The sequence below is a fragment of the Aquimarina sp. TRL1 genome (genome assembly GCF_013365535.1).
Lineage (GTDB): Bacteria > Bacteroidota > Bacteroidia > Flavobacteriales > Flavobacteriaceae > Aquimarina > Aquimarina hainanensis.
Map to the genome: position 1 here is coordinate 4,586,111 of NZ_CP053590.1, position 21,803 is coordinate 4,607,913.

Consider the following 21,803-nt stretch of genomic DNA (forward strand, 5'->3'; position numbering starts at 1 on the left):
GTACAAGCATACCGAACACTATTTAGAAAATGAATGCTAGTTTCGGAGCAAGTCCTGAAGCATTTACATCTCGATGTTATTGAGTAAAAAGAAACATTTATGCATACAATAGACTGGATCGTTCTTATAGGAACATTATTATTTATCGTTTTATACGGGGCATGGAAAACAAAAGGAAGTACTACCGTACAAGAATATATCAAAGGAGGTAGTGAGGCCAAGTGGTGGACTATTGGACTTTCTGTAATGGCTACTCAGGCAAGTGCGATTACTTTCTTATCTACACCCGGACAAGCCTTTCATAGTGGGATGGGATTTGTACAATTTTATTTCGGACTCCCCATAGCTATGGTTGTCATCTGTATGATATTTATTCCTTTATATCACAAAATGAAGGTCTATACAGCCTATGAATTTCTCGAAGGGAGATTTGACTTAAAAACAAGAACACTAACAGCCATTCTTTTTCTTGTTCAAAGAGGATTAGCAGCTGGAATTACCATCTTTGCCCCGGCAATCATCTTATCTGCAGTATTAGGATGGAACCTAACACTCTTAAATATTGTTATCGGAGTACTTGTTATTATGTATACCGTATCAGGCGGAACAAAAGCCGTTAGTGTCACCCAAAAACAACAAATGGCAATTATATTCACAGGAATGTTTATTGCTTTTTTTCTTATTGTAAGCTATTTACCTGAAGATATCACGTTTAACAAAGCCTTAAAAATTGCAGGAGCCAGTGGCAAAATGGAAGTATTGGATTTTTCTTTTGATTTTAATAATCGATATACGTTCTGGAGTGGGATAATAGGAGGTACATTTTTAGCCCTCTCCTATTTTGGAACTGATCAAAGTCAGGTACAGCGATACCTCTCTGGAAAATCAATCAGGGAAAGCCAAATGGGATTGATATTCAATGGCTTATTAAAAGTCCCTATGCAATTTTTTATCCTTCTGGTAGGAGTGATGGTATTTGTTTTTTACCAGTTCAATACTTCGCCTCTCAATTTTAACCCTGTTGCTAAAACTGCCGTTGTATCATCAGCATATAGCGATGAATATCAACAATTGGAAAAAAATCAAATTGCTTTTCAAACTTTAAAACAGGAAGCAATTCACACCTTCAATAATGCCGAGGAAAATAGTTCTGCTAAAAATATTGCCAAATATCGTATCGCTAACTTAGATGCTTCAGAAAAAATTGTCCGAGAAGTAGCTAAAGTATTCATTAAGAATGCAGATAAAGATATCGAAACCAATGATAAAGATTACGTATTCATTCACTTTATCCTTACGAATCTTCCACGGGGATTAATTGGTTTATTACTAGCGGTTATATTATCTGCTGCCATGTCTTCTACAGCTTCGGAATTAAACGCCCTGGCTTCTACTACAGCTATAGATCTGTATAAACGGAATGTTACAACTCCCAGAGAGGAGGCTCATTATGTAAAAATGTCTAAGCTTTTTACTTTGTTATGGGGTATTCTGGCAATTTTGGTCGCTTGTGTTGCTAATTTATTTGATAATCTAATTCAATTAGTCAATATTATAGGTTCTATTTTTTATGGGAATGTTCTTGGAATTTTCTTATTAGCTTTCTTTATCAAATATGTAAAAAGCAATGCTACATTTACTGCTGCTATCATTACGCAGATTATCGTAATTGTCGGCTGGTATTATGATTGGATGCCATATTTATGGTTAAATCTGTTCGGTTGTATATTAGTATTCATTCTGGCATTGCTAATTCAATCAATAACTCCATCAAAATCAAAGGCTGGAATAAATGGATAAAACAATACATTGGGGCATATTAGGATGTGGATCTATTGCGCGAAAATTTGCACAAGACTTGCAAACAGTTCCTAATGCTCAATTAACTGCTGTAGCAAGCAGGAGTACAGAAAATGCTCAAAACTTTGCTAATCAATACAATGCCCGAACCTATTACACATCTTACGAAGCATTGTGTAAGGATGACAATATCGATATTATTTATATTGCTACTCCTCATGTTTTCCATCATGAGCAGACACTTCTTTGTTTACATCATAAAAAAGCAGTGCTATGTGAAAAACCATTTGCGATGAACAAAGAACAAGTTCAGGAGATGATTACACTTGCTCAAAAGAATAAATTGTTCTTAATGGAAGCATTATGGACCTATTTTTTACCACACTATCAAGAGCTGTTGTCTATTATTAACAATAAAGAATTAGGGGCAATCCGATCTTTAACGGCTGATTTTGGATATTACAGTACTTTTGATCCTGATAGCAGAGTCTACAACAAAGCATTAGGAGGTGGTAGTCTTCTCGATATTGGTATTTATCCTCTTTTTGCTGCGCTAAGCATGATTGGTTACCCTGATGACATACAAGCTTCCGCGAACATGACTTCAACCGGAGTAGATGAGAATTGCCACATTAAATTACAATACAAAAGTGGAGTTTCTGCCAGTTTATATAGTACGATTACTAAAAAAACAAAGACAGAAGCTATCCTTGTTTTTGAAGAAGGAACCATACATATACATTCACAATTTCACAAACCAACCAGTTTTACTATAGAAAAAAATGGTAAAAAAGAAACAAGAAAATTTCCTGTAACCACCTTCGGTTATAATTTTGAGGCAGTACATGCTCAAGAAATGCTTTTGGCAGGAAAAACCGAAAGCCCAATAATGTCTTTTGATAAAAGTCTGCAATTGATACAATTATTAGATCAGGTACGACAACAAATAAACCTTATCTATTAAAAAAAGCCGGTATGCATACATACCGGCTTTTTTTATTGGCACTGCCAAAGGGTATAATCCCTAAGGTAGTTTACTATTTATGAATGTATAAGGGTATCTGTTACTTCGCCCCCCATTCTTTTAAGGAATCTTGATTTAGTTTTACATAATCATCATTTCCAGCTTTTTTAGCAAGTTCTAGCGATGATTTTGCAGCTTTAATCGCTCCTGCTTTATCTCCGCTAGCAGCATAAATAAGAGATTGTTGTCTCAGGTGCCAAAAAGCAGGCTCTTTTCTCAAAGTAACCGCTTTGTCTATATATTGTTTTGCTTTTGCAAAATCTTTTGTATTCTTATAAAAAACAGCTGCTTGATAGTAATCATTAGCACTAGGTCCTGCTAATACTTTCTCAATACTTGCTATTGCTTTTTTCTTAGAAGGAACCTCAATTTTAAAAGCTACTTCTGTAGTATCCCATACAAAATTAAGTTTCGCGCTATCCATTGTAAAATCACTAAATAAAATCGTGAAGGTCTCCACACTCATTGGTAATGCACTAGCCTTAACAGTTGTTTTCAGTGCTACCTTACTATCATCCCAATTTCTAGGAGTACCCCAGTTAGAAGCATCAGAATAGAATATAACCTCCCAATTCTCTTTTCCAGGTTTTGTAAAAACCGCATACTCTCCTTTTTTTAGTTCTTTCCCTCCTATTTTAACATCATCGCTAAACGATATTTTAGTATTCGCATTAGCACCAGTTCTCCATAATTTATCATAAGGAACCAATCCTCCGAATATAGTACGACCTTTCTTACTAGGTCTAGAATAAGAAACGGTAACATCTGTTAATCCCACTACCTGTTCTATCTTAGAATTCGGGCTAGGTTGTGGCGTTTCAACCTGTGCAGTAGCCCCTAAGCAAAATAGTGATGTGCTTAAAAATAAGACAATTTTTTTCATCGTGTCAAATATTAAAATTAAATGATTTTTATAAAAGTAAGTAATTGGTCTCGGCTGAACTAAAAGTTAACAAAACCTTAAATTAAGGAATGTTATATTTGCTGACATTTTATCTTTAGATATGAGAAGAAAATACATATCCGAGTTCATTGGTACCTTTGCATTAATATTCTGTGGTACAGGCGCAATGACTATCAACGAAGTTACCGGTGGTGATGTTACCCATGTCGGTATCGGGATTACCTGGGGATTAATTGTAATGGCAATGATCTATGCATTTGGAGAGATTTCAGGAGCCCATCTCAATCCCGCTGTAACAATCGCATTCGCTTTTGCCAAAAAATTTGAATGGAGAGAAGTCCCTATTTTTATCATAGCACAAACTACAGGTGCTATTCTGGCCAGTACAATCCTTTTATTACTATTCCCCGAAAGTGAATTTCTGGGAGGTACCATTCCGAGTATTACACCTTTTAGAGCATTTATAATGGAATTAATACTAACTTATTTTCTAATGCTGGTTATCATAAATGTGTCTACCGGTTCCAAGGAAATTGGAATTATGGCCGGTATCGCTATCGGAGGAACCGTAGCCTTAGAAGCTATTTTTGCAGGACCAGTTACCAATGCTTCTATGAATCCGGCTCGTTCATTTGCCCCTGCTCTATTATCAGAACATTGGGAACACCAATGGTTATATTTTATCGCTCCTTGTATTGGAGCACTATTAGCTGTCGGAACGTGCAAACTGACTAAACCAGACAACTGTTGCGTTGACTGTTCATAGTTTGTTTAACAAATAAACAAAATAATTAAACAATTTAGTTGTATATTTGTATGTACTTATGCATGTCTAAATAAGACCGACTGTCTTATCTCAAGATTGTAAGCATTTTTTTACATAGGAGATAATACGTATCTCCTGAACGTATCTAAACATCTAAATTTCTATTCCCAGAATAGAAAGCATATCAAAAATACACTACGATGAAGTTATATCGTTTATCTCAAAAACAGAGATTACCCCTCTCTGTAGAAGCTGCATGGAACTTCTTATCCGATCCTAAAAACCTATCCGTAATAACTCCTGATTATATGGGGTTTACTATTGTATCCGGAGCTGATAGAAAAATGTACCCAGGACAAATCATTCAATATATTGTTACTCCAGTATTGGGAATAAAAAACACCTGGGTAACAGAAATCACACATGTTGTAGATCAGCATTATTTTGTTGATGAGCAGCGATTCGGACCATATGCACTATGGCATCACAAACATTTTATCAAAGAAATTCCCGGAGGTGTAGAAATGGAGGATATCATAGATTATAAACTACCATTTGGAATTCTGGGGCGTTGTATACATCCTTTTATTGTCAAACCAAAATTGGAAGAAATATTCAAGTATCGAAGAAAAAAGCTAATTGATTTATTTGGTACATTTGACTAACTTCGTTTCATTACGAACATATATGTGAACGTATTATTCAATAATGAAACCGGCTTGATTAAAACAACTATCAAAGCCGCTATCTAACCTTTTAAACGATAAAAATAAGCAAATGAAAAATATACTCCTCATTGGTGGAAGCTATGGTATTGGTTTTGAAATAGCATTAAAACTACACAGAGAATACAATATCTTTATCGCTTCCAGAACAGCAGAGAATTTAGGAAATTTAGAAGTAACACACATCCCTTATGATGCGACTAAAGATGAAATAGATATCTCTTTGCTACCAGAAACCATTGATGGATTTGTGTATTGCCCGGGAAGCATTACACTAAAACCCTTCGAGCAGTTATCACATGAAGCTTTTGAAAAAGACCTTCAGATTAATTTTACCTTCTTAATTAAAGTAATCCATACTATTCTTCCCAGATTAAAAAATGCCACGCAAGCCAGTCTTATCTTTTTTAGTACGGTAGCTGTAAAACTAGGAATGCCTTATCACACCAGTGTTGCTGCTGCCAAGGGAGCCATCGAAGGTTTTGCACGAGCCTTAGCCGCAGAATACGCTCCTAAATTCAGAGTAAACGTTATCGCCCCATCCCTAACCAATACCCCATTAGCCAATCAATTATTGAGCACAGACCTCAAAAAACAAAAAATGAATGACAGGCATCCTTTAGGACGTATTGGTCAAACTACTGACATCGCTAATATTTCCAAATTCTTATTAAGTGATGACAGCAGTTGGATTACAGGTCAAGTTATTGGTGTTGACGGAGGAATGTCGACCTTACACACCCACTAATACCTGTACAGTATTTTCTAAAAACAAATTACCTTTAATTTAATGAAACAAAAAGTAGTCATCCATTGGTTTCGAAGAGACCTGAGATTATACGACAATACCGCTTTGCATCATGCATTATCAAGTGGGCTTCCTGTGATCCCTGTCTTTATATTTGATACTGGCATTATATCTGGTCTTCCTGAAGACGATGCAAGAATATCATTTATATACTCCTTATTAAAAAACATTCAGGATACATTAGAAAACAACTTTAGTTCATCAATACATCTTTATCATACTAATCCGGAAACTGCTTTTATACAAATTTGCAACGACTATGACGTTCAGGCAGTCTACACTAATCATGACTATGAACCATATGCCACAGAAAGAGATACCTGCATAGGAAACTTTCTGAAAAGTAAAAATATTTCCTGGCATACATATAAAGATCAGGTTATTTTTGAGAAAGAGGATATCGTAAAAAAAGACAATTCTCCCTATATTGTCTATACCCCTTATAAGAACAAATGGTTAGAGAAATTCGATTCTTCGTTACTAGTGCCATTTTCTATTAAAGGGAACAATTTTGCTTCTATCAAAAAAAAGTTCCCTACACTGACAGAAATCGGATTCAAGGTATCTGACAAAACCGTTACTCCGTATGACCTCTCATCGATACGCATCAACAATTATGAAGAGACAAGAAATTTTCCTGCAATTGCCTCTGGTACATCCAGGTTAGGTCCTTATCTGCGTTTTGGCGTTCTCAGTATAAGAGAAGTAGTTCAAAAAGCAATAGAACAACCTAACAAAACATTCTTGTCCGAATTAATCTGGAGAGAATTTTTTATGCAAATCCTTTGGCATTTTCCACACACTCCTCATAGCGCATTTAAACCAAAATATGATCGGATACCATGGAGAAATAATGAAATTGAATTTGAAAAATGGAAAAAAGGGCTTACAGGATACCCATTAGTTGATGCAGGAATGAGGCAATTACAGCAAACGGGATATATGCACAATCGGGTGCGTATGGTAGTAGCAAGTTTTCTCTGCAAACATCTCTTAATCGATTGGAGATGGGGTGAAGCATATTTTGCAGAAACCCTGCTCGATTATGAATTAGCAGCTAATGTAGGGAACTGGCAATGGGCTTCCGGATCGGGAGTAGATGCAGCTCCGTATTTCAGAATATTTAACCCTACTACTCAAATCACAAAATTTGACAAATCACATAGCTACATCAAAACCTGGGTAAAAGATCTGCAAGAACTGAGCTATCCTACTCCAATAGTAGATCATAAAACTGCCAGAGAACGCTGTCTAGAAACCTACAAAAAAGCATTACTCTAAGGAAATCTCCTCTTTACAAACATCCATTGTTACAAAAATGGCTGAATCATTTTTAATGCTGGATTTCTATTATCCTTTTTCCAAATTACCGAAAGGATTGCCTGTTGTCTGATAGCAGGAATCTCTATGAATTTAATATTCATATCAAAACCATGTTGCAATGAAGTAGGAATAATAGCCACGCCCAATTTATTCTCTACTAGTCTAAAAATGGTCTGCGCATGCACTGATTTATGCGTTACTTTGGGATGAAATCCTTTATCCTCACAGATACTCATAATTTTATCGTAATACAACGGACTATAATCCGATGAAAAAAGAATAAAGTTCTCTCCTGCTACCTGATCAATACTTTGAAAAGAAGCTACATCTAATTCGTGATCCTGAGGCAACACCAAAGAAAAAGTGTCCATATGTACCGTTTTTTTAGCAATTCCTTCAGGTACCCTGTCCAACCGAACAAAACCTATATCCAGATGATCTTTTAGGATTCCTTCTACCTGATCGTGGTTGGTTGTTTCCTCCAAGCTAAACTGTATATCTGGATAGGCATGATTTGCTTTCACCAATAAATCGGGAATAACTGTCTGCATTGCCGAACCAAGAAAACCAATTCGTACCTCCCCTTCACTTCCCTTGTCAATCAATGAAGTTTGTCGAATTGTGAAATCTATGTGATTAAAAATAAATTCTATTTCCTTTTTGAGATAAACTCCCGCAGCTGTCAAGGTTACATTACGCTTATTTCTTATAAACAAAGCTGCCCCAATTATTTCTTCCATTTGCTTAATCTGCCTACTAAGTCCAGGTTGAGAAATAAAAAGGCGTTCCGCCGCTTTCCTAAAATGCAATTCTTCTGCTACTGCCAGAAAATACGTAAAATGACGCAACTCTAACTGATAACCCATAGTTATTAATAATTGATATTATTGGTATTTCTAATTATTAAAAGTAAACATTAATTTAGTGTTTTCAAATATTAATAAAACATAATGGCAACTATATCGAATCAATTTTTATACGGAGAAGGATATCTAACCGCAGGAATAGCTTTGCAAATAGCTAGAAATGAAGTAAAAGGAATTATTTCAGAAGCATCTAGAACCAAAATAAAAGACAATCGACAAGTAGTAGAAAACATAGTAGCAAAAGGAGAGGCTGTATACGGAATTAATACAGGATTCGGTCCTTTATGCACCACTATGATTTCTAAAGAAGAAACCAGAATTTTACAAAGTAATATATTACAGAGTCACAGTGTTGGTGTCGGGGAACCAATAGATACGGAATTAGCCAAGCTAATGCTGATTCTTAAAGTACAATCTTTATCCAAAGGATATTCTGGAATTGCAGAAACTACATTGGACAGAATCTTATGGCATATCGACAATGATGCGATTCCGATAGTCCCTTGTCAGGGATCAGTAGGTGCTTCAGGAGATCTGGCTCCTTTATCCCACTTATTCTTGCCATTATTAGGACTTGGAGAAGTTGTATACGAGGGAAAAAGAATCCCTACTTCAGAACTATTTGAAGCACACAACCTATCTCCTATTGACCTGGGACCAAAAGAAGGGTTAGCACTCATAAACGGAACGCAATTCATTGCAGCACATGCTGTACAGGTAGTTGCCAAATTACAAAGTTGTTTATCACAGGCTGATATTATCGGAGCTTTAATGATCGAAGGCTTACAAGGTTCCATCAAACCTTTCTTTTCGGAATTACATCAGCTAAGAGCCTATAAAGGAAATATTCATGTAGCAGCAAGAATCAAAGCCTTATTAGAAGGTTCGAAGATCATGGAAGATCATGCAGCATGTGAACGTGTACAAGATCCTTATTCATTGCGTTGTATGCCACAAGTTCACGGGGCCTCCAGAAATGCCTGGTTACACCTTAAAGAGTTACTCGAAGTCGAACTTAATTCAGTAACTGACAACCCTATAGTAATAAGTGAAGAGCTTACGATTAGTGGAGGAAGTTTCCATGGGCAACCCTTAGCTATGGCTATAGACTATGCTTGTTTAGCTGCTTCAGAATTAGGAAATATTTCAGATAGAAGAATTTACCTCGCTTTAGAAGGAACTTCTCCCGGAGTTCCAAAATTATTATTGGAGAACACAGGAATCAATTCAGGATATATGATCCTCCAATATACTACTGCTGCTTTAGCTAGTGAAAATAAAGGTCTGTGTTTCCCTTCCAGTGCGGATAGTATTCCTACTTCTTTAGGACAAGAAGACCATGTAAGTATGGGATCTATTGGAGGTAGAAAAGCCCTTCGTGTTATTAACAATCTAGAAAAAATATTAGCCATTGAATTACTAACAGCAGCACAGGCTTTTGATTATAGAAAACCATTAAAATCAGGAACTATTCTCAATGCGGTTCATGAAAAAGTAAGAGAACATGTCAGCTTTGCTGATAAAGATCGTGTATTTGCTATTGATATAGAAAAAGCTATTTCATTAGTCAAAGATCAAACTATCTTACGAGTAATCGACGGACTTGACGAAACAGTAAGCAACACTTTAAAAACACAATTTTCTAACGAATTGGACAAGTATTAAAATCATGTATTTTAAATAATTAAAGACTTTTATTTAAACAATACATTTAAAAAAATAAAAATGGCATCATACACATATATAGGTCCGATTTCTCAGTTAATCAGCATGCAGAAACTACCTGTAAAAGGCGCTCTAAAAGATGAAGAATTAGACATCATCCATAATGCAGGTATTTTAATACAGGACAATTACATTCACAGTGTTGGTCCTCATGAAGCAATAAAAGAGGTCGCCGCTGAGGTGAATGCAGAAATCATTCCCATCGAAGGTTCTTATGTATGTCTTCCCGGTTTTATAGACGCACATACACACATCTGTTTTGGAGGATCCAGAGCTAATGACTATGCTATGCGTAATGCAGGGAAATCGTATTTGGAGATCGCAAAAGCAGGAGGTGGTATTTGGGATACTGTTACCCAAACACGAAAATCAAGCCCTCAGGAACTAGAACAAGGTATTATCCACAGAACTCAACGTCTGCTACAAACAGGAGTAACTACTGCCGAAGTCAAAAGCGGATACGGACTTTCTATTGAGGAAGAATTAAAAATGTTGCGTGCTATCAAAAACGCAGCTTCCAAAACAACTATAGATCTGATTGGAACTTGTCTGGCTGCACATATGCTTCCCAAAGACTACGAAGGAACACATACCGAATATTTACAAGAGATCAGTACTACTCTATTCCCAATTCTCAGAGAAGAAGGACTAACAAACAGAATAGATGCTTTTATAGAACAAAGCGCCTTTTCTGCAGATCATATCCACGAATATTTTAGTACTGCCAGAGAAATGGGGTTTGATATCACAGTGCATGCAGATCAGTTTACACCGGGAGGAAGTAAAGTAGCTATTGATTTTAATGCGATTAGCGCAGATCACCTGGAAGCAAGTACCGAAGAAGAAATCAAACATTTAGCAAATAGCGAGGTAATCGCTGTTGCACTACCAGGAGCTTCTATAGGTTTAGGATGTGCTTTTACACCTGCCCGTGCTATCCTCGATGCCGGTGGAGCACTAGCCATCGCAAGTGACTGGAACCCTGGATCTGCTCCAATGGGTGATTTATTAACTCAGGCAACAATATTAGGAACCTTTCAAAAACTATCTAATACAGAAGTATTAGCTGGAATTACCTTTAGAGCTGCTGCCGCATTAAATGTATCAGACAGAGGAAGGCTACAGGAAGGGTTCTTAGCCGATTTTTGCCTATTCCCTACAGATAACTACAACGAAATATGCTACCATCAAGGGAAACTAACACCTGATATGGTTTGGAAAAACGGAGCGCAAATCTTAACAAAAAAGTAAGCAATCAATCCCTATAAAAGCTTTCAAAAAAAAGCGGTTATAAAACAATACAACAGAAGAAAATGACATTTAAAGAACAAATATTACAAGGAATTCCTTCTGAATTACCTCAGAAAAAAGAATTAGATGTTACTGTAAATAGAGCACCTAAACGAAAGCAAATTCTAACGGAAGAAGAAAAGAAACTTGCTATCAGAAATGCCCTGCGCTACTTCCCAAAAGACTGGCATCAGGAATTAGCTCAGGAATTCAAAGAAGAGCTGAACGAATACGGAAGGATCTACATGTATCGTTTTATGCCTGAGTACGATTTATACGCCAGACCAATAACAGACTATCCGGCAATAAGTTCTCAGGCGGCAGGAATCATGTTAATGATTCAAAACAACTTAGATCATGCAGTAGCACAACATCCATACGAACTAATTACTTACGGAGGAAATGGAGCAGTATTTCAGAATTGGGCACAATACCTATTAACCATGCAGTATCTGGCAACAATGACAGATGAGCAGACCCTGCATATGTATTCTGGTCACCCAATGGGATTATTCCCTTCATCCAAAGATGCCCCCAGAGTTATTGTTACTAATGGAATGATGATTCCTAACTATTCCAAACCGGATGACTGGGAGAAATACAATGCCCTAGGAGTAACGCAGTACGGACAGATGACTGCCGGAAGCTATATGTATATCGGACCACAGGGAATTGTGCATGGAACAACCATCACTGTGATGAATGCATTCAGAAAAACCCTAAAACCATCCGAAACTCCTGCTGGTAAAATATTCTTAACAGCTGGTTTAGGAGGAATGAGCGGAGCACAACCCAAAGCAGGAAACATCGCCGGATGTATTACCATTTGTGCCGAAGTAAACCCTAATGCGGCTATTAAAAGACATGAACAAGGATGGGTAGATGAACTTGTTGATACCATTGACGAACTGGTAAACAGAGTAAAAATTGCCATTGATAAAGAAGAAGTTGTCTCCATTGCGTATAAAGGAAACGTAGTAGATATATGGGAGCGTTTTTATGACGAAAACATATATATTCACCTGGGATCAGACCAAACATCACTTCACAACCCGTGGTCTGGAGGGTACTACCCAGCGGGAGTAAGTTTTGAAGAAGCAAACGAACTAATTACCAATCAGCCGGAAATATTCAAAGAAAAAGTAGAAGACTCTCTTAGAAGACATGCTGCTGCTGTTAACAAACACACTGCAAGAGGAACCTATTTCTTTGATTATGGAAATGCATTCTTATTAGAAGCTTCCAGAGCTGGAGCCGATGTGATGGCTGATAACGGAATTGATTTCAAGTATCCGTCCTATGTACAGGACATATTAGGTCCTATGTGTTTTGATTATGGATTTGGTCCGTTTAGATGGGTATGTACTTCCGGAAAACCAGAAGATTTAGATAAAACCGATCAAATTGCTATTGATATTATGTCTGAAATCAAAGCAAATGCTCCTGAGGAAATTCAACAGCAAATGCAGGACAATATCACATGGATACAAGAAGCAAAAACCAATAAACTAGTAGTAGGATCGCAAGCCAGAATATTATATGCTGATGCAGAAGGAAGAGCCAAGATAGCAGAAGCATTTAACAAGGCAATCGCTTCAGGAGTGTTAGCTGCTCCGGTTGTACTTGGAAGAGATCATCACGATGTCAGCGGAACGGATTCTCCATATAGAGAAACCAGTAATATCTATGACGGTAGTAAATACACTGCTGATATGGCAATCCACAATGTCATTGGTGATAGTTTTAGAGGAGCTACCTGGGTATCGATTCACAATGGTGGTGGTGTTGGATGGGGAGAAGTAGTCAATGGTGGCTTCGGACTTCTATTAGACGGAAGCCCTGAGGCATCCCGAAAATTAAAGAATATGCTGTTCTACGATGTAAACAATGGAATTTCCAGAAGAAGTTGGGCCAGAAATGAAGAAGCGCTCTTCGCTATCAAAAGAGAAATGGAAAGAACTCCAGAACTCAAAGTAACCTTGCCAATCATTGTAGAAGACAAGCTGTTAAATGATTTATTTTAGCCAAATGACTTTATTTATTGAAGAATAGATTCTATCTTGCCCTAGATAAATCACATATAATTACTAATAAAAAGTATGCTGAACATGTTCAGCATACTTTTCACACATAAGACCCTATCGATGAAAAACTACAGGCAACCTGATCAAACTATTTGGAATGGAAGAACCTCTGAATCAACTTTGTACTTCCATGAAAAAATAAAATGTTTTGATCTAAGCGAAGAGACACTTCCTAAGACTGATGAAAAAGTAATCAGTATATTAGGATATGAATGTGATGAAGGCGTTGCCAGAAACAAAGGAAGGGTTGGTGCAGTTGCCGGTCCTAATGCTATCAGGAAAATGTTAGCTCCTTTATCGAATCACTTTAAAAAGGACACCCAAATATTTGATGTCGGAAATATTATCTGCCAGAATAATGATTTAGAAAGATCACAAAGAAGTGCTTCTGATATTATCAGTTACCTGATAGAAAATAAATCTTTTCCAATCGTACTGGGAGGAGGTCACGATCTGGCATACGCACATTATAATGGAATTAAGAAATGCTCTACTAATAAAAAAATCGGAGTCATTAATCTGGATGCCCATTTTGATTTGAGAACCGTTACCGACAAACCTAACTCCGGAACTCCCTTTTATCAAATTGCCAAGGAAAATGGTAATATTCACTATCTATGTCTTGGTATTCAAAAAGCCTCCAATAACCGGGAACTTTTCGAAACTGCAAAAGCATTAAACGTTCAACACCTAGAAAATACTGAATACACTCTGGAGAATAAGGCTCATGTACTACAAACGATCAATGACTTTATCAACGAGGTGGATTACGTGTATCTAACCATTGACTTGGATGGTTTTTCTTCTGCCATTGCACCCGGAGTAAGCGCCCCTTCTCCTTTTGGGTTTGGAGTTGCTATAGCTTCAGAAACCATTAAGTGCATATGTGATTCAAAAAAACTAATCAGTGTGGACCTGGTAGAATTAAACCCTACCTATGACATTGATAACAGTACAGCACGTCTGGCTGCCCGACTGATATATAACATTATAGAAACACTGTAACAAAAACCTTAACACCATAAAAGAGGCTATCTGAAAAGTGATTTCAGACAGCCTCTTTTTTCTTGATTGTAATTCTAAAAAAATGTGTTTATCATATAACTACATTTTTTTAAATACAATAACTTTGTTTTTTGAAAAATCACCTATTACCAATAAACTGTTTTTTATACTTATAGCAACCTCTTTGTTTTCAGTTCCTGCTGAAGTACCAAACCTATCTAAAGAGTACCCAAATCCTTCAGCCAGAGCAAGTGGATCTGTACCACAACCAAGAGATCTGTTATACGTGCTAAAACCTCCTCTTCTAGGATTTTCTTCTCCCCTTAAAATTCCTTTAACACCTGAATTTATTTTCTCAAGGCTATGAACTTTAAAAAAAACAAAATATCCATTACGACCACCAGGGCATTCATCTATAGCTGCCAAAATCCCATCGTTATCTAACTGTAAATGTGCTATAGAATTGACTAAACTTTTTCTCCCTTCTCTTTCGTCAATAGTAAATTGTGTAATCTTCCAATCCCCTTCCAGAAAATCAATAAATTCTTGGTTTGAATCTAGAGAAGCTTGATGTGAATCTGGAAAAACAATACCGCTTTTGGAAGACGATTCTGAGTCTAGGTTTTCCAAAAACGCAGTTTCTGAGTTAGCCTCATTTACCTCTGAATTGTGATCAACTATTGAATCTTTAGAACATGAGGTTACAAAGAAAAGAGTAACAGCCATAATTGCATAAATAAATTTTTGTGTTTTCATTAATTTAAATGGTTTTAATATTAATATTCGAATCAAAATTATTATTAAACACTTATTCTATTTCTCTTATTTGTATGAAGAAGTTTTCTGTTTGTATAAAGCTTTATAATCTCTACACAACAGCAATTATTAGAATATAAAACAGCATTCGTTTTATAAATAACTCTATAAAAATTTATTGAGACAAAGATCGCGGTAGTATGAATAAAACTGCTTCAGACGTCACTTTTATACGCATGGAAGATGATTACACGCATAATGAGCAACTCAAACCAAACTATAACCTACAAACCTGTTTATTATCAATTATACCACTACAGCAGACACTACTTCCAGAAAGCAGAAACCGAAATAGCACTTATTGCTATGACACATAATTAAAAAAAAAAGATGAGTGTAGTAAATCAGGATGGAATATCTATCATTTAACAATCAAAATAAGTTTTCTAAAATTAAAAATTATAAACGAAGAAAATTATAACAAAAAAAGACTGCCTAAAATCATTTTTCAGGCAGTCTTTTTTTTCTTGATTGTAATTCTAAAAAAATGTGTTCATCATATAACTACATTTTTTTAAATACAATAACTTCGTTTTTTGAAAAATCACCTATTACCAATAAACTGTTTTTTATACTTATAGCAACCTCTTTGTTTTTCTCTTTTGTATAAACACCAAATCGATCATGAGAATACCCTAATACTTTACCTATAGGTGATGAGCGAAGTCCACAGCCGAGAAAGTTACCATTTTCAATAAAACTATTTTCTACACCATCAAACACTCCTCTAACTCCAGAAGCTATTTTTTTTAAACTACGTGTTTTAAAAGCAAAAAACATTGGATTACCTTCATTACCATTACATTCTTCTAATTCCCCATTTATAATGTTATCACCACTCTGATTTCTTAAATGTAAAATAGCATTGATTCGTTTCTGTGAATCTTCATCTGTAGTTCGTATAACCTTCCAATCCCCTTCCAGAAAATCAATAAATTCTTGGTTTGAATCTAGAGAATCTTGATGTGAATCTGGAAAAACAATACCGCTTTTGGAAGACGATTCTGAGTCTAGGTTTTCCAAAAACGCAGTTTCTGAGTTAGCCTCATTTACCTCTGAATTGTGATCAACTATTGAATCTTTAGAACATGAGGTTACAAAGAAAAGAGTAACAGCCATAATTGCATAAATAAATTTTTGTGTTTTCATTAATTTAAATTGTTTTAATATTAATATTCGAATCAAAATTATTATTAAACACTTATACTATTTCTCTTATTTGTATGAAGAAGTTTTCTGTTTGTATAAAGCTTTATAATCTCTACACAACAGCAATTATTAGAATATAAAACAGCATTCGTTTTATAAAAAACTCTATAAAAATTTATTGAGACAAGGATCGCGGTAGTATGAATAAAACTGCTCCAGACGTCACTTTTATACGCATGAAAGATGATTACACGCATAATGAGCAACTCAAACCAAACTATAACCTACAAACCTGTTTATTATCAATTATACCACTACAGCAGACACTACTTCCAGAAAGCAGAAACCGAAATAGCACTTATTGCTATGACACATAATTAAAAAAAAAGATGAGTGTAGTAAATCAGGATGGAATATCTATCATTTAACAATCAAAATAAGTTTTCTAAAATTAAAAATTATAAACGAAGAAAATTATAACAAAAAAAGACTGCCTAAAATCATTTTTCAGGCAGTCTTTTTTTAAATATTATAGAAAAATAATCAATCTACTCTGATTATCTTAGCTCCAATAGCCCGCAGACGTTCATCTATATTCTCATACCCCCTATCTATTTGTTCTATGTTATGAATAGTAGAAGTTCCTTTGGCACTTAATGCTGCAATCAAAAGTGAGATTCCTGCTCTGATATCAGGAGAAACCATGGTAGTTGCTTTTAACTGAGATTTAAAGTCATGTCCTATAATTGTCGCTCTATGTGGATCGCATAAAATAATTTTTGCGCCCATGTCAATTAATTTATCTACGAAGAAAAGTCGGCTTTCAAACATCTTTTGATGTACCATCACCTCTCCTCTAGCCTGTGTAGCCACCACTAAAATAATACTTAACAAATCTGGAGTGAATCCCGGCCAAGGAGCATCCGAAATCGTCATAAATGAACCATCGATAAAACTCTCTATTTCATACCCATCTTTATGAGAGGGAATATAAATATCATCTCCTTTCTTCTCCAGGGTAATCCCTAACTTTCTAAATGTATTAGGGATAATCCCCAAATCTTTCCAACTTACATTTTTAATTGTAATTTCACTTTTTGTCATCGCTGCCAACCCAATCCACGATCCAATTTCGATCATATCTGGCAACACCCTATGTTCGCATCCATTAAGTGAAGTTACTCCTTCAATAGTAAGTAAATTAGACCCGATACCTTTAATATTAGCCCCCATAGCATTGAGCATTTTGCACAACTGCTGTAGATAAGGTTCACAGGCAGCATTATAGATCGTAGTTGTTCCTTTGGCCAATGCTGCGGCCATCACAATATTTGCTGTTCCTGTTACAGAAGCTTCATCCAGTAACATGTATGTCCCTGTTAAACCATCAGGTGCTTCTACTCCATAGAAGCGTTCTTCTTTATTATATCGAAAAGTAGCTCCCAGTTTTATAAACCCTTCAAAATGGGTATCCAACCTTCGTCTTCCAATCTTATCTCCTCCCGGTCGAGGAATATATCCTTTTCCAAATCTACCTAACAGTGGTCCTACAATCATAATAGAACCTCTCAAACCGCTTCCCTCTTTCTTAAACTGTTCACTCTCCAAATAAGAAAGGTTCAGATCATCACTTTTAAAAGAATACGATCCTTTTCCCAGTTTTTGAATTTTCACTCCGAGATTACGCAATATCTCTATCAGTTTATTGACATCACGAATGTCGGGGATATTAGATATCGTAACTTTTTCGGGGGTTAGTAAAACGGCACAAAGTATTTGTAGGGCTTCATTTTTAGCTCCTTGAGGAGTAATATCTCCTTTGAGCTGATACCCTCCTTCTATCTGAAAAGTACTCATAAATTTGGTTAGACTTGGTTAGGTTAATAACGCTTTTTACGATTATTGTTATTCTTGTAGTTCTTCTTGTTGTTATTAAATTTCTTTTTCCCTTTTAGCAGATCATTTGCATCACTCAATACCTCATTTTTACCCATCAGGTTCAGTTTTGCATCACTAAGTTCGAATAAGTGAGAAAAAATAGTTTCATCATCCACTACATCTTTATTCCAGCTCAAATAGCACTTTTTCATATGATTGGCAATCGTATACACCAACGATTCTTTTAGCTTTCCTTCTTCCCAACTACAGGCAACATCAATCATTCTCTTGATATTATTACCATAGAATCTATATTTCGGGAAATTCTGAGGATACTCCAAAGGTTCCGGACGTTCTTCTAATTTTTCTTTCGTCAGTACAGGAAATGGTGTATCCACATCCAACTGGAAATTACTCATAATAAATAACTGATCCCATAATTTGTGCTGAAAATCAGGAACATCTCTTAAATGAGGTTGCAAATTTCCCATCACATCAATAATAGACTTCGCTACTTTATTTCTCTCTTCTCTATCCTTAATAGACAGGGCATGATTTACCATTTTCTGCAAATGACGCCCATATTCCGGTATGATCAGTTTTTCTCTTTGAGTATTATACTCTAAATTACTGTTAATCATTTAATTATTTATATGTGAGACATTCCTGCCTAAGAGGTGTACAGGAATAATTTCTATTCGAATTGCAAAATACTAAAATAAAACAAGTATTGATTAAGATTTCTGAAGTTAATGTCACTTAGCAGATTAAAGTGAAATAACGCCCTCTACTTTTGAGGTCACTTCTTTGTATTTTGATATAACGTGATCTGCATCTTTCAGCTTTACCTGGATTGATACACTTGTATACTTTCCGTTCTTTGACTTTTTAGTAGAGATAATAGCCCCCATATTATCAAAAATATGCTCTACTTGCTTGATCTTATCAGTTGTAGTAGGAACGATAAACTTATATAGATATACACTGGGCCACTCAGAAGTATCTTCTAGCTGTGCCTTTAATTTTTTGTAAAACTCCTCGCTGTTCGGGGTATTGCTCATGCACTCTTTTTTTTGTCAAATATACGTGTTCTTAACGTATTTACAGAATACAAAATATACTAATTGGTATAATGAATAAGGGAATATTTTTAAAATCACTTTTAAATTGCGAAATTTGCACAAATTGAAACCCTTGATTACGAAGAAAATTGTAATAACCGGAGGTCCATCTACCGGTAAGACTACTATTATTAATCATCTGGAAACCAAAGGTAAGACCTGCTATCACGAGATCTCCAGAGCTATTACCCTGGAAGCTCAAAAGCAAAATATTGAGCAATTATTCCTGGAGGATCCTACGCTTTTTAGTCAAAAACTACTCGAAGGCAGAATTGATCAATTCCTGGACGCAGCACAAAAAGAAACTTCCTGCATTTTTATGGATCGGGGAATTCCGGATGTCATCGCCTACATGAATTATATCAACCAGTCAAACCCTAAAAAGTTTATAGAAGCTTGCGACTTATATAAATACGATATGATTTTTCTATTACCTCCATGGAAAGAAATTCACATCACAGATAATGAGCGATATGAAAATTTTGATCAGGCAATCGAAATTCACGAACACTTATTAGAAACCTACAATTCTTTATCCTACGATTGTATAGAAGTTCCTACAGGGACTGTCGAAGAACGATGTGATTTTATTTTAAACAAGTCTATGTAATTCCTGAAAACGATGAGTACTTCCTTAAAAATATTGCAAGAGTTTTGGGAATACGACCGCTTCAGACCGTTACAAGAAGCTATTATTACAGCTGTTTTAGAAGGGAATGACACATTTGCGCTCATGCCTACAGGGGGAGGAAAATCTATTTGCTTTCAGGTACCTGCTATGCAAAAAGAGGGAATCTGTATTGTCATTTCACCACTGATTGCTTTAATGCAGGATCAGGTAGCTCAGTTGCGTAAAAAAGGCATTAAAGCCCTGGCACTTCCCAGTGGGATAAAATACGAGGAACTGGACACCGCACTGGACAATTGCATCTATGGGAATTATAAATTCCTATACCTTTCTCCGGAGAGATTACAGCAAGATATTGTCCAGGAACGTATCAAACTCATGAATGTCAACCTGATTGCGATTGACGAGGCACATTGTATCTCTCAATGGGGACATGATTTCAGACCTGCTTACTTAAAAATTAAGCTTCTCAGAATATTACACCCTACCACTCCAATTATAGCACTGACTGCATCCGCAACTCCTTCTGTACGTACTGATATTATTAAAGAACTGGATTTGTTCGATCCCAAAGTTTTTAAAAAATCCTTTTTTAGAGAAAACCTGTCCTATTTAGTATACAATTCACTGGATAAGAAATATTCTGTAGAAAAAATATTACGGAAACATCCAGGTCCTTCTATTATTTATTTGAGAAACAGAAAAGCTGTAAAAGAATTTTCTGATCACCTCAATCAGGCAGGGCTTCTAAGTACATATTATCACGGAGGGATTGAAACTGCCGAAAAAAACAAACGCTTTGCCCAATGGATGCAGGAAGAAATCCCGATAATGGTTGCCACCAATGCATTTGGAATGGGAATTGACAAAGCCAATGTCCGAACCGTTATTCACTGTCATCTTCCGGAAAGTATCGAAAGTTATTTTCAGGAAGCCGGAAGAGCTGGAAGAGATCAAAAAAAAGCATATGCATATTTGCTAAAAAGTGACCATGACATCGCACGGGTCAAAGATCAATTTATCAATGTATTGCCTGATATCAGCTTTGTAAAACATGTATACAGAAAACTCTGTAATTATTTTCAGGTTTCCTATGGAGAAGGAGAACAGACAAAACATAATTTCTATTATACTAACTTTTGCAAAACCTATCAATTAAACCCGCTACTAGTCTTTAATACCCTGCAATCACTCGATCGATGTGGAATTCTTCGGTTTACGCAGCACTACTCCAAGAAAACAGCAATCCACATTACTGTTACCGGGAATCAGTTATTAAGTTACCTACACACAAATGCTGAACATGCACTTATCACCAAGGCAATTCTAAGAACCTATACCGGTGTTTTTGAAGGAGAAGTACCCATCAATATTTCGCATATTGCATCTCGTACCCATAAAACAGAACAAGAGGTAGTACACACTTTACAACATTTGGAAAAAGCAGCGCTTATTCATTTTAGCTATAATGAGACCGATGCCGAAATCATTTTTTTAGTTCCCAGAGAAGATGACCGTACCATCAACAGAGTCAGCTCCTACATCTCCGAACAAACAGCTGCCAAAATTAAAAAAGTACAATCCATCATTCAATATATTCAGAATGATTCTATTTGCAGAAGTCAGCAACTATTAGCTTACTTTGGAGAAGACGACTCCCAACACTGTGGTATATGTAGCAACTGTCTAGCCAAACACACAATTTCCAAAAACACGAAAGAAATTAAGGAACAAATCCTATTTTTACTTCAGGAAAAAGAACGCTCTTCCCGGGAACTGACCGATCAATTAGGAATCGAAACTTCGGAAATCCTGAATTGTATTCAGGAACTGGTTTCAGAAGGGGTACTTATTATCAATTCTAACAACAAATATCAATTAGCATAAAGCA

Annotated in this window: 21 protein-coding genes; 14 read left to right on the forward strand and 7 right to left on the reverse strand. The window is 36.0% G+C overall.

Translation table 11 applies throughout. From position 1 onward, the window contains the following. Window positions 1–99: 99 nt before the first annotated feature. Both HN014_RS18850 and HN014_RS18855 read left to right on the forward strand, forming a co-directional pair. Window positions 100–1,800, forward strand: a complete 1,701-nt coding sequence (locus HN014_RS18850) for a sodium:solute symporter (protein WP_176030394.1) — start codon at window positions 100–102, stop codon at window positions 1,798–1,800. Continuing rightward, window positions 1,793–2,764, forward strand: a complete 972-nt coding sequence (locus tag HN014_RS18855) for a Gfo/Idh/MocA family protein (protein WP_176030395.1) — start codon at window positions 1,793–1,795, stop codon at window positions 2,762–2,764. Before HN014_RS18850 ends, HN014_RS18855 begins: the two co-directional genes overlap by 8 nt. Window positions 2,765–2,864: 100 nt before the next feature. On the opposite strand, the gene HN014_RS18860 is transcribed toward HN014_RS18855, so the two are convergent. Then, window positions 2,865–3,707, reverse strand: coding sequence for a DUF2911 domain-containing protein (locus tag HN014_RS18860; protein ID WP_176030396.1), 843 nt, complete (start codon window positions 3,705–3,707; stop codon window positions 2,865–2,867). Window positions 3,708–3,828: 121 nt separating this feature from the next. Here HN014_RS18860 and HN014_RS18865 point away from each other — a divergent pair, with 121 nt between their 5' ends. From HN014_RS18865 to HN014_RS18880, 4 genes are all read left to right on the forward strand, one after another. After that, window positions 3,829–4,494: an MIP/aquaporin family protein gene (locus HN014_RS18865; RefSeq protein WP_176030397.1), complete on the forward strand. Its 666-nt coding sequence runs from the start codon at window positions 3,829–3,831 to the stop codon at window positions 4,492–4,494. Window positions 4,495–4,694: 200 nt separating this feature from the next. Beyond that, window positions 4,695–5,159 carry an SRPBCC family protein gene (locus HN014_RS18870; protein WP_176030398.1) on the forward strand — a complete coding sequence of 155 codons (465 nt, stop codon included), beginning with the start codon at window positions 4,695–4,697 and terminating at the stop codon, window positions 5,157–5,159. A gap of 112 nt (window positions 5,160–5,271) precedes the next feature. After that, a complete protein-coding gene (locus HN014_RS18875; RefSeq protein WP_176030399.1) occupies window positions 5,272–5,967 on the forward strand; it encodes an SDR family NAD(P)-dependent oxidoreductase in 696 nt (231 codons plus the stop codon). A gap of 42 nt (window positions 5,968–6,009) precedes the next feature. Then, window positions 6,010–7,308, forward strand: coding sequence for a deoxyribodipyrimidine photo-lyase (locus tag HN014_RS18880; protein ID WP_176030400.1), 1,299 nt, complete (start codon window positions 6,010–6,012; stop codon window positions 7,306–7,308). A gap of 29 nt (window positions 7,309–7,337) precedes the next feature. Here HN014_RS18880 and HN014_RS18885 read toward each other — a convergent pair whose 3' ends face one another. Beyond that, window positions 7,338–8,216: a LysR family transcriptional regulator gene (locus tag HN014_RS18885; protein ID WP_176030401.1), complete on the reverse strand. Its 879-nt coding sequence runs from the start codon at window positions 8,214–8,216 to the stop codon at window positions 7,338–7,340. 84 nt (window positions 8,217–8,300) lie between these two features. Here HN014_RS18885 and hutH point away from each other — a divergent pair, with 84 nt between their 5' ends. From hutH to hutG, 4 genes are all read left to right on the forward strand, one after another. Further along, window positions 8,301–9,881 carry a histidine ammonia-lyase gene (hutH, locus tag HN014_RS18890; RefSeq protein ID WP_176030402.1) on the forward strand — a complete coding sequence of 527 codons (1,581 nt, stop codon included), beginning with the start codon at window positions 8,301–8,303 and terminating at the stop codon, window positions 9,879–9,881. A gap of 60 nt (window positions 9,882–9,941) precedes the next feature. Continuing rightward, window positions 9,942–11,192, forward strand: coding sequence for an imidazolonepropionase (hutI, locus tag HN014_RS18895; RefSeq protein ID WP_176030403.1), 1,251 nt, complete (start codon window positions 9,942–9,944; stop codon window positions 11,190–11,192). Window positions 11,193–11,254: 62 nt separating this feature from the next. Then, window positions 11,255–13,255 (forward strand): urocanate hydratase, encoded by a 2,001-nt coding sequence (locus HN014_RS18900; RefSeq protein WP_176030404.1) that lies wholly within the window; start codon window positions 11,255–11,257, stop codon window positions 13,253–13,255. A gap of 120 nt (window positions 13,256–13,375) precedes the next feature. Then, window positions 13,376–14,320 carry a formimidoylglutamase gene (hutG, locus tag HN014_RS18905; protein ID WP_176030405.1) on the forward strand — a complete coding sequence of 315 codons (945 nt, stop codon included), beginning with the start codon at window positions 13,376–13,378 and terminating at the stop codon, window positions 14,318–14,320. 99 nt (window positions 14,321–14,419) lie between these two features. Here hutG and HN014_RS18910 read toward each other — a convergent pair whose 3' ends face one another. Further along, the gene (locus tag HN014_RS18910) at window positions 14,420–15,076 is read right to left on the reverse strand and encodes a hypothetical protein (RefSeq protein ID WP_176030406.1); all 657 of its coding nucleotides are present in this window, start codon (window positions 15,074–15,076) and stop codon (window positions 14,420–14,422) included. A gap of 243 nt (window positions 15,077–15,319) precedes the next feature. Between HN014_RS18910 and HN014_RS18915 the strand changes: the two genes are divergently transcribed. After that, complete coding sequence (locus HN014_RS18915) at window positions 15,320–15,457, forward strand: hypothetical protein (RefSeq protein WP_176030407.1); 138 nt, start codon at window positions 15,320–15,322, stop codon at window positions 15,455–15,457. Between the two features lie 183 nt (window positions 15,458–15,640). Here the strand turns inward: HN014_RS18915 and HN014_RS18920 are convergent, their stop codons facing one another. Beyond that, window positions 15,641–16,285, reverse strand: coding sequence for a hypothetical protein (locus tag HN014_RS18920; RefSeq protein ID WP_176030408.1), 645 nt, complete (start codon window positions 16,283–16,285; stop codon window positions 15,641–15,643). A 243-nt stretch (window positions 16,286–16,528) separates the two neighbouring features. Between HN014_RS18920 and HN014_RS18925 the strand changes: the two genes are divergently transcribed. Further along, a complete protein-coding gene (locus HN014_RS18925; protein ID WP_176030407.1) occupies window positions 16,529–16,666 on the forward strand; it encodes a hypothetical protein in 138 nt (45 codons plus the stop codon). A 162-nt stretch (window positions 16,667–16,828) separates the two neighbouring features. Here the strand turns inward: HN014_RS18925 and murA are convergent, their stop codons facing one another. The 3 genes from murA to HN014_RS18940 form a co-directional block, all read right to left on the reverse strand. Continuing rightward, complete coding sequence (gene murA, locus HN014_RS18930) at window positions 16,829–18,142, reverse strand: UDP-N-acetylglucosamine 1-carboxyvinyltransferase (RefSeq protein WP_176030409.1); 1,314 nt, start codon at window positions 18,140–18,142, stop codon at window positions 16,829–16,831. Window positions 18,143–18,165: 23 nt separating this feature from the next. Beyond that, the gene (locus HN014_RS18935) at window positions 18,166–18,804 is read right to left on the reverse strand and encodes a DUF4290 domain-containing protein (protein ID WP_176030410.1); all 639 of its coding nucleotides are present in this window, start codon (window positions 18,802–18,804) and stop codon (window positions 18,166–18,168) included. A gap of 126 nt (window positions 18,805–18,930) precedes the next feature. Beyond that, window positions 18,931–19,224: a DUF493 family protein gene (locus HN014_RS18940; RefSeq protein WP_176030411.1), complete on the reverse strand. Its 294-nt coding sequence runs from the start codon at window positions 19,222–19,224 to the stop codon at window positions 18,931–18,933. Between the two features lie 133 nt (window positions 19,225–19,357). Here HN014_RS18940 and HN014_RS18945 point away from each other — a divergent pair, with 133 nt between their 5' ends. Together HN014_RS18945 and HN014_RS18950 are read left to right on the forward strand one after the other, a co-directional pair. Then, the gene (locus HN014_RS18945; protein WP_176030412.1) at window positions 19,358–19,894 is read left to right on the forward strand and encodes an AAA family ATPase; all 537 of its coding nucleotides are present in this window, start codon (window positions 19,358–19,360) and stop codon (window positions 19,892–19,894) included. Between the two features lie 12 nt (window positions 19,895–19,906). Further along, on the forward strand, window positions 19,907–21,799 hold the full coding sequence (locus tag HN014_RS18950; RefSeq protein WP_176030413.1) for a RecQ family ATP-dependent DNA helicase: 1,893 nt from the start codon (window positions 19,907–19,909) through the stop codon (window positions 21,797–21,799). Window positions 21,800–21,803 lie beyond the last annotated feature (4 nt).

Coding starts and splice junctions, on each gene's coding strand:
- HN014_RS18870 (WP_176030398.1), top strand. CDS start 4,695: ATGAAGTTATATCGTTTATCTCAAAAACAGAGATTACCCCTCTCTGTA.
- HN014_RS18860 (WP_176030396.1), bottom strand. CDS start 3,707: ATGAAAAAAATTGTCTTATTTTTAAGCACATCACTATTTTGCTTAGGG.
- murA (WP_176030409.1), bottom strand. CDS start 18,142: ATGAGTACTTTTCAGATAGAAGGAGGGTATCAGCTCAAAGGAGATATT.
- HN014_RS18950 (WP_176030413.1), top strand. CDS start 19,907: ATGAGTACTTCCTTAAAAATATTGCAAGAGTTTTGGGAATACGACCGC.
- HN014_RS18940 (WP_176030411.1), bottom strand. CDS start 19,224: ATGAGCAATACCCCGAACAGCGAGGAGTTTTACAAAAAATTAAAGGCA.
- HN014_RS18925 (WP_176030407.1), top strand. CDS start 16,529: ATGATTACACGCATAATGAGCAACTCAAACCAAACTATAACCTACAAA.
- hutG (WP_176030405.1), top strand. CDS start 13,376: ATGAAAAACTACAGGCAACCTGATCAAACTATTTGGAATGGAAGAACC.
- hutI (WP_176030403.1), top strand. CDS start 9,942: ATGGCATCATACACATATATAGGTCCGATTTCTCAGTTAATCAGCATG.
- HN014_RS18875 (WP_176030399.1), top strand. CDS start 5,272: ATGAAAAATATACTCCTCATTGGTGGAAGCTATGGTATTGGTTTTGAA.
- HN014_RS18885 (WP_176030401.1), bottom strand. CDS start 8,216: ATGGGTTATCAGTTAGAGTTGCGTCATTTTACGTATTTTCTGGCAGTA.
- hutH (WP_176030402.1), top strand. CDS start 8,301: ATGGCAACTATATCGAATCAATTTTTATACGGAGAAGGATATCTAACC.
- HN014_RS18910 (WP_176030406.1), bottom strand. CDS start 15,076: ATGAAAACACAAAAATTTATTTATGCAATTATGGCTGTTACTCTTTTC.
- HN014_RS18855 (WP_176030395.1), top strand. CDS start 1,793: ATGGATAAAACAATACATTGGGGCATATTAGGATGTGGATCTATTGCG.
- HN014_RS18900 (WP_176030404.1), top strand. CDS start 11,255: ATGACATTTAAAGAACAAATATTACAAGGAATTCCTTCTGAATTACCT.
- HN014_RS18915 (WP_176030407.1), top strand. CDS start 15,320: ATGATTACACGCATAATGAGCAACTCAAACCAAACTATAACCTACAAA.
- HN014_RS18920 (WP_176030408.1), bottom strand. CDS start 16,285: ATGAAAACACAAAAATTTATTTATGCAATTATGGCTGTTACTCTTTTC.
- HN014_RS18865 (WP_176030397.1), top strand. CDS start 3,829: ATGAGAAGAAAATACATATCCGAGTTCATTGGTACCTTTGCATTAATA.
- HN014_RS18850 (WP_176030394.1), top strand. CDS start 100: ATGCATACAATAGACTGGATCGTTCTTATAGGAACATTATTATTTATC.
- HN014_RS18880 (WP_176030400.1), top strand. CDS start 6,010: ATGAAACAAAAAGTAGTCATCCATTGGTTTCGAAGAGACCTGAGATTA.
- HN014_RS18935 (WP_176030410.1), bottom strand. CDS start 18,804: ATGATTAACAGTAATTTAGAGTATAATACTCAAAGAGAAAAACTGATC.